12 protein-coding genes are annotated in these 13249 nt (G+C 63.3%); 6 read left to right on the top strand and 6 right to left on the bottom strand.

Translation table 11 applies throughout. The features are described 5' to 3' along the window. Nucleotides 1-11: 11 nt before the first annotated feature. Nucleotides 12-629, bottom strand: coding sequence for a DUF5994 family protein (locus tag ACZY0B_RS07940; protein WP_463763512.1), 618 nt, complete (start codon nucleotides 627-629; stop codon nucleotides 12-14). A 395-nt stretch (nucleotides 630-1024) separates the two neighbouring features. On the opposite strand from ACZY0B_RS07940, the gene ACZY0B_RS07935 reads away from it, so the two are divergent. Both ACZY0B_RS07935 and ACZY0B_RS07930 read left to right on the top strand, forming a co-directional pair. Then, on the top strand, nucleotides 1025-1624 hold the full coding sequence (locus tag ACZY0B_RS07935) for a DUF5994 family protein (protein ID WP_463763511.1): 600 nt from the start codon (nucleotides 1025-1027) through the stop codon (nucleotides 1622-1624). 483 nt (nucleotides 1625-2107) lie between these two features. Further along, nucleotides 2108-2311, top strand: coding sequence for a cold-shock protein (locus ACZY0B_RS07930; protein ID WP_463763510.1), 204 nt, complete (start codon nucleotides 2108-2110; stop codon nucleotides 2309-2311). 184 nt (nucleotides 2312-2495) lie between these two features. Here the strand turns inward: ACZY0B_RS07930 and ACZY0B_RS07925 are convergent, their stop codons facing one another. Together ACZY0B_RS07925 and ACZY0B_RS07920 are read right to left on the bottom strand one after the other, a co-directional pair. Continuing rightward, complete coding sequence (locus ACZY0B_RS07925) at nucleotides 2496-3749, bottom strand: fatty acid desaturase family protein (protein ID WP_463763509.1); 1254 nt, start codon at nucleotides 3747-3749, stop codon at nucleotides 2496-2498. Nucleotides 3750-4016: 267 nt separating this feature from the next. Beyond that, on the bottom strand, nucleotides 4017-4148 hold the full coding sequence (locus ACZY0B_RS07920; protein WP_463763508.1) for a DUF6131 family protein: 132 nt from the start codon (nucleotides 4146-4148) through the stop codon (nucleotides 4017-4019). 302 nt (nucleotides 4149-4450) lie between these two features. Between ACZY0B_RS07920 and ACZY0B_RS07915 the strand changes: the two genes are divergently transcribed. After that, nucleotides 4451-5323, top strand: a complete 873-nt coding sequence (locus ACZY0B_RS07915; RefSeq protein ID WP_463763507.1) for an NYN domain-containing protein — start codon at nucleotides 4451-4453, stop codon at nucleotides 5321-5323. Nucleotides 5324-5465: 142 nt separating this feature from the next. Beyond that, nucleotides 5466-5687: a hypothetical protein gene (locus ACZY0B_RS07910; protein WP_463763506.1), complete on the top strand. Its 222-nt coding sequence runs from the start codon at nucleotides 5466-5468 to the stop codon at nucleotides 5685-5687. Nucleotides 5688-5742: 55 nt separating this feature from the next. On the opposite strand, the gene ACZY0B_RS07905 is transcribed toward ACZY0B_RS07910, so the two are convergent. Further along, the gene (locus ACZY0B_RS07905; protein WP_463763505.1) at nucleotides 5743-6951 is read right to left on the bottom strand and encodes a fatty acid desaturase family protein; all 1209 of its coding nucleotides are present in this window, start codon (nucleotides 6949-6951) and stop codon (nucleotides 5743-5745) included. Between the two features lie 429 nt (nucleotides 6952-7380). On the opposite strand from ACZY0B_RS07905, the gene ACZY0B_RS07900 reads away from it, so the two are divergent. Beyond that, nucleotides 7381-8832 (top strand): WS/DGAT/MGAT family O-acyltransferase, encoded by a 1452-nt coding sequence (locus ACZY0B_RS07900; protein ID WP_463763504.1) that lies wholly within the window; start codon nucleotides 7381-7383, stop codon nucleotides 8830-8832. On the opposite strand, the gene uvrA is transcribed toward ACZY0B_RS07900, so the two are convergent. Continuing rightward, entirely contained in the window at nucleotides 8829-11759 is a 2931-nt protein-coding gene (gene uvrA / locus ACZY0B_RS07895) for an excinuclease ABC subunit UvrA (RefSeq protein WP_463763503.1), read from the bottom strand. The two genes, ACZY0B_RS07900 and uvrA, sit on opposite strands and share 4 nt — an antisense overlap. Before the next feature lie 132 nt (nucleotides 11760-11891). Between uvrA and ACZY0B_RS07890 the strand changes: the two genes are divergently transcribed. Continuing rightward, complete coding sequence (locus ACZY0B_RS07890) at nucleotides 11892-12578, top strand: MBL fold metallo-hydrolase (RefSeq protein ID WP_463763502.1); 687 nt, start codon at nucleotides 11892-11894, stop codon at nucleotides 12576-12578. A gap of 57 nt (nucleotides 12579-12635) precedes the next feature. Here ACZY0B_RS07890 and ACZY0B_RS07885 read toward each other — a convergent pair whose 3' ends face one another. Further along, the gene (locus ACZY0B_RS07885) at nucleotides 12636-13079 is read right to left on the bottom strand and encodes a universal stress protein (protein ID WP_463763501.1); all 444 of its coding nucleotides are present in this window, start codon (nucleotides 13077-13079) and stop codon (nucleotides 12636-12638) included. Nucleotides 13080-13249: the final 170 nt, after the last annotated feature.

The raw sequence follows: 13249 nt of genomic DNA, 5'->3' as shown, positions 1-13249 counted from the left end.
CCGAGCGGGTCTCAATCCTTGCGACCCTTGGATGCCACTGCAACACCAGCTCGCCGCGAGCGACGTACTTCAAACATTCGCTCGCCCCGGGCCGCGCGGAGAACGCATTCGGCGGTCAGGAACGCCCGGGAATCACGATGCACCGCAAGGACGGATAGGCCCGCGGCCCGGCGCAAAAGCATCACGGCAAGGGCCGTCCCGGTTCGGCACGGAACGATCAGAATCTTCGCCCGCGCATCGTGGCCGCCAATCGTCATTAGGTGCGGGCGCACACCCTGCCACCAGGCCCAATTCAAATCCTGCTGGCATTGCAACGATGACCAGTTGACGTTGATGTCGTTGACATGGCCCAAACGGGCCTCCAAAACGGAGACCAATTCCGGGAGCTCCCGCGAGATCACCCCCGTGCGGGGCCACCACGCTCCATCAATCTCATTCCCGAGCATGGGCGCCAGAGTGAGCCGCACCGGGCTCGCAGGGCGCCGCGCCCCTGCCGCACCAACGACGCACGGAGTTGGCTCCGCGGCAAGCATGTCTTCGCGCCCTTGTTGCACAGCAGCCACGGTGACGTCTGTCGTTGGATTCTGCTGAGACGCAATGACATCCATCACCGTGTCTGCGCGATTCATGAAACGGCCCTTCGAAGTGCGAAGCGATCGGACCGCGAGTCGGTCCGATGGAGGAATCGCATTGCCCGCAATCTCGTTCGCGAAATACCGATCGAGGCCAGCGTCGACAACGAAACAGCTCGCTACCGACGTTACGCCACCATCTCTTCGGGTGGTCACCCGCGGTCCTCGCACGTGGGCCTCGGCAACACACCATCGATCGGCTCGCCGAAGCTTCACCTTTCGCGATGACGACTAGCGGATGAACTCGCCGATAATGCCGAATTAGCTTGCCCAAGAGCCTTTTTCTAGTAGTCGTCGTTATCCGATGAGCCCGGAGGTCAGAGGACGAACGAGGTTGCGTCGGTGACAGACCGCGCACCGCTCATCGCCTTTCAGCGATTCGCGCATCGTCTGTGCCACCGACGGGTCTATGCTCTTGGTGTCGTGGGTTTGTCGAGTACCGCTTCGGTGGCCGTCTGCGATGGCAAAAATTGGTAGACGGGAGCGTCGCAGTGGCGCACGTTTTGTCCTCTCCCTCACACCCAACCCGATTAACGCTGTGCGAACGCGACCTCACCAATGCGGCGGTCGACGGCGTTTGGTGGCCCAAAAGCCTGGATCTTGCTTTGGAGCTACCCGACTTGGTTACCGTGTTCAATTTGCGGGTTGGCCGTGTGCGCCGAGTCGTTTACGACCCAACCGCGTGGTTACCCGCCCCGTCGCGAGTTATCCGCCGCAACGAAATGGTTTCACTTGATCCATACCGGCTGGTTTTCAGCGACACGATTTACCTGAAGGGCACCAGGTCTCGCGACGCGGTGTTGTTCGTGTTAGCGCCTTCGGTTTCCGGCGAGGACGCGCAGCGCCTGCTAAGCGAGGTCGCCGCGTCAGCACAACCGATGAACGTCAGCGTGTTACGGGAACTGGTCCGCCGAGGCGCCCTGGATTCAGGGCTTGCGTCGCAGTCGGCGCCTGTCACCAACTCCGGCCAGGAATGGTTGCCGGGACGCTAGGGCAGCTCAGCGTTCTGTCCGGCCCCGGGGACGTCGCGTTCACGTGGCGGATCGTCCCATCGATACCACCGCCGGCGCACGGGGCGTATACTCGGTGAATTGGGACCACACAGGCCCCCATCGAAGGGCCATGATGGCTGATAAATCTCCCCGGCAAACTATGAGCAAGAAATCCGGTAAATCTCTGAAGCAGAAGCGCGCCGACAGCCGCGCCCAGGCCGTGCGAATCTCCGCGGCCGAGACATTATCGCGTGTCAAGAAGCACTAACCGAAATCCAGGCCAATCGTGCCGACGAGGAAAAATCATCCGTCTTATATTCGCCTTTGACGTGCAGCGTTGTTCATTGCAGACACCGTGGCCGGACCCGAGCGGCACAAAAATACTTGGACACATAAAGTGATCGAGCCTGCAGAATCTACTATGTTATGGTTGGTTATAGATGCATCCGAAATTGCATCTAGTTGAAAAGAGAGAGAAATAGTATGACACAGGGAACTGTGAAATGGTTCAATAGCGAGAAGGGCTTTGGCTTTATCGCTCCGGATGGCGACGCAAAGGATGTGTTCGTCCACCATTCCGAGATACAAGGCAGCGGCTTTCGTTCCCTCGAGGAGAACCAACGAGTGCAATTCGAGATCACGCAGGGACCTAAAGGTCCTCAGGCGGTGCAGGTAAGCCCCGTCTAGCGATTCAGCACGAAAACCCCTGGGGCGGAATGGGTGTCGTCCCTGCGCGTCGGTGGGCGACCTTAACAGTCGGTCCCGGGGGTTCGGGCACGCGGGTCGAGCGACTCCCTCTCAAAGAGCGAACGCAGTCGTCGTAGATTGAAAACGCCTGCCTGAGACAATATTTCGCTCGGCCTGGTCGCTGTCATTGCGCGCGTCGAGCACCCGGACGCCATCGTCGGACCGCAGCGATCGCTGTTTTGAGGCCGCGGTGGCGGCCCGTTGCCGGGTCGGTCCCGCCGAAGCCGGGCCCGAGTTCGGCGAACATCCGCTCGCTGCGGGTCTCTGCTGCGTCGTCGGCGGTATCACGCAGGTACTTATTCGGCAGCGACAGTTTGGCGATGGTGCGCCACGTCTTGCCGCACTGCATCAGGAAGGAACCTGTGGTGTAGGGCAAGTCGTACTTGTCGCACACCGCACGCACCCGCACCGAGACCTCGTGCAGCCGGTTGCTCGGCAGATCGGGGTAAAGATGATGCTCGATCTGGTAGCACAGGTTGCCGCTCGTGAACCGCAGCACCGGCCCGGCCTGGAAGTTGGCGCTGCCCAGCATCTGGCGCAGATACCACTCGCCCTTCGTCTCGCCGATCATGTCGCTATTGGTGAATTTCTCTGCGCCATCAGGGAAATGCCCGCAGAAGATCACCGCATCGGCCCAGATGTTGCGGATCACGTTGGCCACCGCGTTGGCCGTCACCGTCGATTTGTAGGTCGCCGCCGGCGACAGCGAGGTGAGCACCGGGAACGCGACATAATCCTTGACCAGCTGCCTTCCCGCCTTGGTCGAAAACTCGCGCGTCCGCTGCAGGGTGATGGCGCCCTCCGGGCCGGCCTTCCAGAGCTTGGACAAATCGACGGTCTGCAGGCCGATTCCCCACTCAAACCCCAGCGCAAGGATCGTGTTGAACAGCAGGTTGCCGACGTTGTATGGCTCCCAGGGCTGGTCACGGGTAACTCGAAGGATGGCGTAGCCGACGTCGTCGTCCATGCCGAGGATGTTGGTGTACTTGTGGTGCTGAAAGTTGTGTGCGGAAATCCAGTGTTTTGAGGCTGCACTCATGTCCCACTCCCATGTCGAGGAGTGGATCTCGGGGTCGTTCATCCAATTCCACTGGCCGTGCATGACGTTGTGGCCGATCTCCATATTCTCGATGATCTTCGCCAATCCAAGCGTCACGGTTCCTGCCCACCACACCGAGCGCTTCGAGCTACCGGCCAGCATGAGACGGCCGGCTACATCCAGGGCACGTTGTGCGGCGATGGTGCGGCGGATGTAGCGCGCATCGTGCTCGCCCAGGGAATCCTCGATATCCAACCGGATCGCGTCCAGTTCAATGGCCAGCGTCTCGATATCGGCGTCGGTCAGGTGGGCGAAGCCCGCAATGTCGGTGATCGCCATGGTTTGCTCCTTTCATGGGGCTTATGTGTCCACCGCAGGCACTAGCGCTGAGCCGCCGACGGGCGCCTTAGCGGCAAGCGAGGCGGCAGCCTTGACGGCTTTGATGCGGTAAATGACCGAGCAGCGACTCTCAGTAGTTCTGGGCGGCTGACTCAGGCGTTCCGGTGTCTGCGCGGGCTAAGCCAATTGATCTGCACGCCAATACTATTCGTTGGTTAGACCGGAGCTGCGGCCGGCTGGGCAGCCGTACCGAGTAACTCTGACTCCTTAGTAGTAGTGGCGGCGGCCACCGACCGAATGTCCCGTCCGTCCCGTCAACTCCAGTGACGGGCCGACGACGAGAAGAATGGCCTCGAAAACCAAGACAACATGGGCTTGGCTGAAAGTCTTCGCGACCACCACGTTACACCCCGCGATACGGCGCAGCCGGTTGAGGATGCGTAAACACGCTGGGGTCCCGAATAATTCGACGCGTCAATTCGCGTCAATTCGGTTGTTGCCGCTGCGTTGGGGCTTGATGGGTTAAGTTCCGTAGCGCACGATGACCGGATGGCTGCTCTCGATGAAAGTCGTCCGGTCGGTCAGGTGGTGGATCAACCACTTGCCAGCACGGAACGCGCCCCCGGTAACCGGTCCGGCGGCGGGCGAAGCCGCTCCGCGGCAGGGATGGCGCGACCGGTGGTCCAGGAGGCGAACGCACGATGACCGAATCCGGCACCACCCGCGTTGCCGTCTACCTCGACTTCGACAACATCGTGATCTCCCGCTACGACCAGGTGCACGGACGCAACTCCTTCCAGAAGGACAAGACCAAGGGGCTCGAGACGGACCGGCTGCAGTCGGCGACCGTCGACGTCGGCGCCATCATCGACTTCGCGTCGTCGTTCGGCACGCTTGTGCTCACCCGCGCCTATGCGGACTGGTCGGCCGATGTCAACGCCGCCTACCACGGCCAGCTCGTCGGTCGCGCGGTCGATCTCGTTCAACTGTTTCCGGCTGCCGCGTATGGCAAGAACGGTGCCGACATCCGGCTAGCCGTCGACGCGGTCGAGGACATGTTCCGATTACCCGATCTGACCCATGTCGTGATCGTCGGCGGCGATTCCGATTACATCGCGCTGGCTCAGCGGTGCAAACGCCTCGGCCGCTACGTGGTGGGGATCGGTGTAGCCGGCGCCAGCAGCCGGTCCCTGGCTGCGGCATGCGACGAGTTTGTCACCTACGATGCGCTGCCCGGGATACCCACTGCCGTAACGCAATCCTCCGAATCCAAACAGCGTGGCCGGCGGCCGAGCACCGCCGCTGAGGCCGACGACGCGCCGGCCGATCCGCAGGCCGCCGCCACCGGATTGCTCGAACGCGCGCTGCGCATCGGCCAGGAGAAGGACGACACCGAGTGGCTGCACAACTCAGCGGTCAAAGCCCAGATGAAACGGATGGATCCGTCGTTCAGCGAGAAGTCCTTGGGCTTCAAATCGTTCAGCGATTTCCTGCGGTCCCGCGGCGACGTCGTCGATCTCGACGAGACCAGCACCACGCGTTTGGTGCGGCTGCACAGCGAAACGGTCACGTAGTCCGACGATTATCGTGCACCCGCTCAGCTCTGCTGCCTGTGAACCGGTCATTGACCGGTGCCGTTGAGCGGAGGATCCTGGAGGCGATCCAGGGGACGATCCCCGGATGGTCAAGCAGCCGACCGCGAGACCCGGGAGTGCAATGAGTTCGGAACATGCAACAGAACAGGTGCCGCTGTCGGAGATCCGTGAAGGTGACATGCTCCAAAACCCCAACTCTGGCAACTGGATCAAAGTCACCAACACGTGTGTGGCCGAGGACAGCACCGTCGTCGAGTCGTACCGCGTGTACTACGGCGACGGAGGTGAAGAGATCGATTCCCGGTTCGTTGCGGGTTTGGTCAATCGCCAGGTGAGGGAGTAATCCCGAACGCTAATTGGGTTGTGCTGCAGAGTAATCCGCTCACAACTGACGTTGACTACTTGTGGGCGAGTATCGCTGTCGCTAAGCCACGTCGCGCCATGCCGTTGCCCACGCCCGGGACGTGTGATCGCTGCGGGGTGTTCCGGAACCTGTGCTCGGACGCGGTCTCTGGCGCGTCATCGGACGTAGCGGTCAGAAACCGGTCCGGCAGCGCCAGTTTGCAAATCGTGCGCACGGTCAGCAGGTACTGGCGATGCAACGGGCCGGTCGTGTACGGCAAGTCATAGGTGGCACACAAAGCGCGCACCCGCTCCGCGATCTCGGGGTACCGATTGCTCGGCAGATCAGGGAAGATGTGGTGTTCGATTTGGTAGCAGAGGTTTCCGCTCATGAACGCCATCACCGTCCCGGCCCGGAAGTTCGCGGTACCCAGCATTTGCCGCAGATACCATTCGGGCTTCGTCTCGCCCTCCAGTGCTGACGGGGTGAACTTTTCCGCTCCGTCGGTGAAGTGGCCGCAGACGATGACAACGTACGCCCATATATTGCGCAGCCCATTGGCCACGATGTTGGCTCCCAATGTGCGCCGCCACCGTCGGCGACTCAGCGCGGGAAACAGCACATAGTCCTTGCCGACCTGCCGCGCGATCTTGCGGAGAAGCGCTGTTTTGTGCGCAGCTTTACCGGCGTCCGTCGTCTCGCGCTCCTGCACCGAATACAAGCAGTGCAGGGCGACGCCCCACTCGAATAACAGCGCCAGCAACCCCGCACGCAACGGCTGCATCAAGGCGCTCGGCCGCCAGTTTTCGTCTCGAGTCACCCGCAGGATGCCGAAGCCGAGGTCGTCGTCTACGCCGACGACGTTCGCGAAGACGTGGTGCTTGTAGTTATGGGAGTTCTGCCATTGGGATGTCAGACCGGCCATATCCCATTCCCAGGTGCTGGAGTGGATTTCCGGATCGTTCATCCAATCCCATTGACCGTGACTGATGTTATGGCCGAGTTCCATGTTCTCGATGCACTTGGCGGCGGCCAGAGCGGAGGTCCCCACGGCCCAGCTGAATTTGCCTTTGCCGGCGCCGATGACAAGCCTTGCCGCGACCTCGAGAATTCGGTGAAAAGCGATGGCGCGCTTGATGTATGCCCGATCTTCGGCACCGCGCGAAGACTCGATGTCGCAACGGATCGTGTCCAACGCCGCCGCGAACTCGTCGAGGTCCTTATCGCTCAGATGGGCATATTCGGGAACATCAGTGATGGCCATCGGCGCTCAACGCAATTCGCGCGCCGTGGCGCGGCGCGTTCGCGCCGGAAGGTTCGCCAACCGCAGCATTATGGGTAACGTCCGATCTATTTGGGTGGTTCGTTGCGCACGCGAGACAAGAATGGACGCGAGCTCAGCCGAGCGAGAAAGTCTCAATTGGCACAGCAGAACCGCGGCACCAAGCCACCTATGTTGGGCGGCAGGGCGATGCGCAGCACCGGTCCCTTTCCCGAACGTGCTGGTCCGACAGACGGCTGAAGCATCTGGTCGAGCACCTGCGGCACCCCCCTGGGCGTTGGTTGACCTCAGACGCTACATGAGCCGCAAGACATGCGGTTATGCGCATGCTGCCGCCGCCCGGACATGAATTCCTCGGAAGCAAGATGACCGGCCTACGCTGGCCGCAGGAGCTAGCGCGAGGGGGCGCGAATGCGGCAACTGAGTTGGACCGACGACATGATGTTGCGGGCGGAGACGCCGGCGACGCCGCTACAGATTCAGTTGCTGCTGATCTATGACCCGTCGACCGCCCCGGGCGGCAAGGTGACCTTCAAGGGGATCCTGGAGGAACTCGACGCCCGGCTGCATCTCGCGGACGTCTTCCGACGGCGGTTGATCGAGCTGCCCGGTGGTTTGCACAGGCCCTACTGGGTGGACGACCCGAACTTCGATCTGGAATATCACGTCCGCCATATCGGGCTGCCGCAGCCCGGCGACTGGCGACAACTCTGCATCCAGATCGCGCGGCTCCATGCCCGGCAGATCGACCTGCGCCGCCCGCCCTGGGAAATCACCGTCATCGAGGGGCTGAATTCCGTCCCGGGGGTACCGAAGGGCTCGTTCGCAATGGCGTTGAAATTGCACCACTGCGCGGTCGACGGGATGGCGAGCGTTCAGATGATCGCCGCATTGCATGACCTTGCCGCTGACAGTCCCCGCCCCGCGGGACCAGACGGCCCCTGGCAGCCGGGCCCGCTTCCCTCGACCGCAGAACTACTCTCGCGCACGGCGATCAACGCGGCGCTGCACCCGTTGCGGGCCAGCAGCATTCTCGCCTCCAGCACCCCGAAGGCAGTACGCGGCCTGGCCGGCCTGCCGGGCAAGCTGATCGGAGGCGTCGTGCGCACTGCCGCGCGCGGCGGTGTGCCTTCTTTCCCACCGAAGACCCGTTTCAACCAGACCGTGTCGCCACACCGGGTATTTGAGGCCCGGTTTCACGATCTCGCCGACTTCAAACGGATCAAGGCCAGCGTGCCCGGCTCGACGATCAATGATGTGGCACTGGCCTACGTCGGCGGCGCACTTCGCGCGTATCTGGACGGCCACGGCGAGCTTCCCGACGAATCACTCGTCGCGGCATGCCCGATGTCGCTCCGTAAGGCAGGCGACACGACCAGCAAGGGAAATGCGTTGTCCGGCCGGCTGCAAACGCTCGGTACCGATATCGCCGATCCGCTCAAGCGGCTCACCGCGATCGCCGAAGCTACCGGGGGAAGCCGTACCGGGTCCGAATCGGCGACCACCACCCAGGTCCTCGAATTGATTGGCACCGTGCCGACTTCACTGCTCGGGATGACGGCAAAGGCCGCCGGCGCGCTTCCGTTCTCTGGCCCGACGATCGCCAACACGACGGTAACCAATGTTCCGGGCCCCACCGAACCGCTCTTCTTCAGCGGTGCCCGACTCGTCCGCGCCGCCGGTCTTGGACCCCTGATGGGCGGCTTGAACCTGATCCACGTCGTTGCCAGCTACAACGGGACGTTGTCGATAAGCGCCACTGCGGATCGCGACGCGTTGCCGGACCCGGCCAGGTATGCCGAATGCATGCAGGAGGCTTTTCACGAGTTGCTAGCCGCCGCGGACGGTGCGCCGGGGGCTTAGGCGCTGACCTTGCGCCGCCGGCGCGGTCGCGACGACGTACTGGCGGAGGGGGTGCTGCGCCCGACGACCTCGGCGAGAAATTTCCCGGTGTAGCTTTCCGGCACCGCGGCGACATCCTCCGGAGTGCCTTCGGCGACAACGGTTCCGCCTTCGGCGCCACCCTCCGGGCCCATGTCGACGATCCAGTCCGCCGTTTTGATCACATCCAGGTTGTGCTCGATCACGATGACCGTATTGCCTTTGTCGACAAGACCGTTGATCACACTGAGCAGCTTGCGGATGTCGTCGAAGTGCAACCCGGTGGTCGGCTCGTCGAGGATGTAGACGGTGCGCCCGGTCGAACGCTTCTGCAGTTCGGACGCCAGCTTGACCCGCTGTGCCTCGCCCCCGGACAGGGTCGGCGCGGGCTGACCCAGCCGGACATAGCCGAGGCCGACATCGACCAGCGTACGCAGGTAGCGGTGGATACCGCTGATCGGTTCGAAGAACTCCGCCGCTTCCTCGATCGACATGTCCAGCACTTCGGAGATGGTCTTGCCTTTGTAGTGCACCTCCAGGGTTTCCCGGTTGTACCGGGCGCCCTGACACACCTCGCACGGCACATACACGTCGGGCAAGAAGTTCATCTCGATCTTGATCGTGCCGTCGCCGGTGCACGCTTCGCAGCGACCGCCTTTGACGTTGAACGAGAATCGACCGGGTTGGTAGCCACGGACTTTCGCCTCGGTGGTCGCGGCGAACAGGGTGCGGATCTTGTCGAACACTCCGGTGTAGGTTGCCGGATTGGATCGCGGCGTGCGGCCGATCGGCGACTGGTCCACCCGAACCAGCTTGTCCAGATGGTCCAGCCCGGTGACCCGGGTGTGCCGGCCCGGAACCTGCCGAGCGCCGTTGAGCCGGTTGGCCAGTACGGCCGCCAGGATGTCGTTGACCAGAGTCGATTTGCCGGAACCGGAGACACCGGTCACCGAGGTCAACACACCGAGCGGGAACGACACGTCGATGTCGCGCAGGTTGTGCTCGCGGGCACCGACGACGGTGAGCTGACGCTTGCGGTCGACGCGACGCCGATGCGTAGGCGTGGCAATGCTTTCCCGGCCCGACAGGTAGGCGCCGGTGATCGAGTCCTGGTTGCTCAGCAGCTCCTGATAGGTACCGCTGTGCACGATTTGGCCGCCGTGCTCACCGGCGCCCGGGCCGATGTCGACGATCCAGTCGGCGTGCGCGATCGTGTCCTCGTCATGCTCGACGACGATCAGTGTGTTACCCAAAGCCCTTAACCGCGTGAGGGTTTCGATCAGGCGACGGTTGTCGCGCTGGTGTAGACCGATCGAAGGTTCATCGAGCACGTAGAGCACGCCCACCAGGCCGGAGCCGATCTGGGTGGCCAGCCGAATGCGTTGCGCCTCACCGCCGGACAGCGTGGCGGCCGCCCGGGACAGCGACAGGTACTCCAGCCCCACGTCGAGCAAAAACCCGAGCCGCGACTGGATTTCCTTGAGCACCTGCCCCGCGATCGCCTGCTCGCGCACGCCCAAGGTGAGCGCGTTGAGGAAATCGGCACAGTCCGAGATGGACAGCTCGCACACTTCGGCGATGGACTTCGCGCCCCGGTTTCCCGCGGCCAGCGACACCGCCAGAATCTCGGGCTTGAGCCGCGTCCCCTCACACACCGGGCAGGGCACGTCACGCATGAAGCCCTCGTAGCGCTCCTTCATCTGCTCGGACTCGGTCTGCTCCATCTTGCGCTGCAGAAACGCCAGCACGCCTTCGAAATCGGCGTAGTACGAACGGGTTCGGCCGTACCGGTTGCGGTACCGCACGTGCACCTGATGATCGGAGCCCTCGAGAATCGCCTTGCGGGCCTTGGCCGGAAGCTTGCGCCATGGCGTGTCGACGTCGAATCCCAGCTCCTCGCCGAGTCCGGCCATCATCCGGGTGAAGTACTCGGCGGTATGCCCCGTCGACCACGGCGCCACCGCGCCTTCGGCCAGGGTGCGCTCCGGATCGGGCACCACCAGATCGGGGTCGACCTCTTTGCGGATTCCCAAGCCGACGCATTCGGGGCAGGCGCCGTAGGGCGAGTTGAACGAGAACGAGCGCGGTTCCAGGTCGTCGACCGCCAGCGGGTGCCCGTTGGGGCAGGCCAGTTTCTCGGAGAACCGCTGCTCGCGCGGGTGGTCGTGCTCTTCTCCACTAGGCAAGCGGTCGTCGGGGAATTCCAGCACCACGATGCCGTCGGCCAGGTTCAGCGCGGTTTCCACGGAGTCGGTGAGGCGCTGCTTGGCGGCCACCTTGACGGTGAGGCGATCCACCACCACCTCAATGTCGTGCTTCTCCTGCTTTTTCAGCTTCGGCGGGTCGGCCAGCGGATGCACCACACCGTCGACCCGCACCCGGCTGTAGCCCTGCGCGTTGAGCTTGTCGAACAAGTCGGCGAACTCGCCCTTTCGGGTGCGCACCACGGGAGCGAGCACCAGGAACCGGGTGCCCTCGGCCATGGCCAGCACCTGGTCGACGATTTGCTGCGGTGTCTGACGGGCGATCCGCTCGCCACAGACCGGGCAGTGCGGCGTGCCCGCGCGGGCATACAGCAACCGCAGGTAGTCGTACACCTCGGTGATGGTGCCGACCGTCGATCGCGGGTTGCGGTTCGTCGATTTCTGGTCGATGGACACCGCCGGCGAAAGACCTTCGATGAAGTCGACGTCCGGCTTGTCCATCTGGCCCAGGAACTGGCGCGCGTACGCCGAGAGGGACTCCACGTAGCGGCGCTGACCCTCGGCGAAGATCGTGTCGAAGGCCAGCGACGACTTGCCCGATCCGGATAGCCCGGTGAAGACGATCAACGAGTCGCGCGGCAGGTCGAGATCGACACCGCGCAGGTTGTGCTCACGGGCACCCTTGACGATCAGGCGGTCAGCCACGCTGCCCCTCTCCGAAACTATCTGGCAACTTTTGCTCGCCTAACGGCGGTTACTGCGCACGGCGCATTCCATGCTAGGTGCCCCCACCGACAAGGCACCCATCCCTGCCCGTCGACCAGTAACGTGGCCGCTATGACAGCCCCGGACAAGCTCAGCGACAACTACACCGGACACGTCGACCCTGGTAACGCCGCCCGCCGCACCCTGCCCGGGGCGACGATCGTCAAGGCGTCCGTGGGTCCAATGGACAACAACGCCTACCTGGTGACATGTTCGGAGACCGGGGAAACACTTCTGATCGATGCGGCCAACGACGCCGACATTCTGATCGACCTGGTCCAACGGTACGCGCCAAACGTGACGCTGATCGTGACCAGCCATCAGCACTTCGACCACTGGCAGGCGCTGGAAGCCGTGGCCGCCGCCACGGGGGCGCCGACCGCGTCCCACGAGGTCGACGCCGAACCGCTGCCGGTCAAACCAGACCGCTTGCTGGCCAACGGCGACACCGTGCAGATCGGCGAGCTGACCTTCGACGTCATCCACCTGCGCGGGCACACCCCCGGATCGATCGCGCTTGCCCTGGACGGGCCGGCGACGGGCGGCGTCACGCAGTTGTTCACCGGCGACTGCCTCTTCCCCGGCGGGGTGGGCAAGACGTGGCAGCCGGGTGACTTCACCCAGCTGCTCAACGACGTCACCAGCCGGGTGTTCGAGGTCTACGCGGATTCCACCGTCATTTATCCCGGCCACGGCGACGACACCGTGCTGGGTACTGAACGCCCGCATCTGAACGAATGGCGCGAGCGGGGCTGGTAGCCGCCGGCTTCGGCTCCTGTGGGCCAGAGGAACCGCGCAAAAGCGAAAAGGTGTCCGTTAGGTCGTGGTGTGCACGATCAACACGTCGACCTTGGCCCGACGTGAGACGTTGGCCGGCACCGAGCCCAACAAGCGGCCCGCGATCGTGCTCAGACCGACGTTACCGACGACCAGCAGGTCGGCTTTCACTTCTTCGGCGAGGCTGACCAGGGCGTCAACGGGCGCACCCTCGATTGGGCGCTCCTCGACGTCTTTCGCACCGGCCTTGTGCGCCCGCTCTTTTGCGTCCTGCAAGATCGCGTAAATCGGGGCCGTGCCCGACACCTTGTAGCTTTCGTCCTTCAGGACGTCGGCGGCCCGGCCATCCTGATGCTGAGGCAGGTACGCCGACGCGATGATCAGCTTGGCGTCGGCCCCAGTGATGGCGGCCGCCCGTTCGACGGCACGCAATGATGAGTCCGAGCCGTCAGTGCCGACCACCACGGTCCGATAAGCGGACATTTACCCTCCCAGTGTCGTTTGCCAGGCCAACCCCAAGACAGTAGCGCGTTGTCCGATCTAGATGGGTCAGATTAACCACACAGCTAGGGTGTGGCGCAACCCTCCATTACGTCGCCACGCTGCGGTAACGGACGCCATTCGAAGATAATGAGGCCATGGAGCGCCCCTAC

This window comes from Mycobacterium sp. IDUB_19, assembly GCF_055419445.1.
The sequence above is the reverse complement of the archived record's forward strand: the minus strand, read 5'-3'. Positions and strand labels throughout refer to the sequence as shown.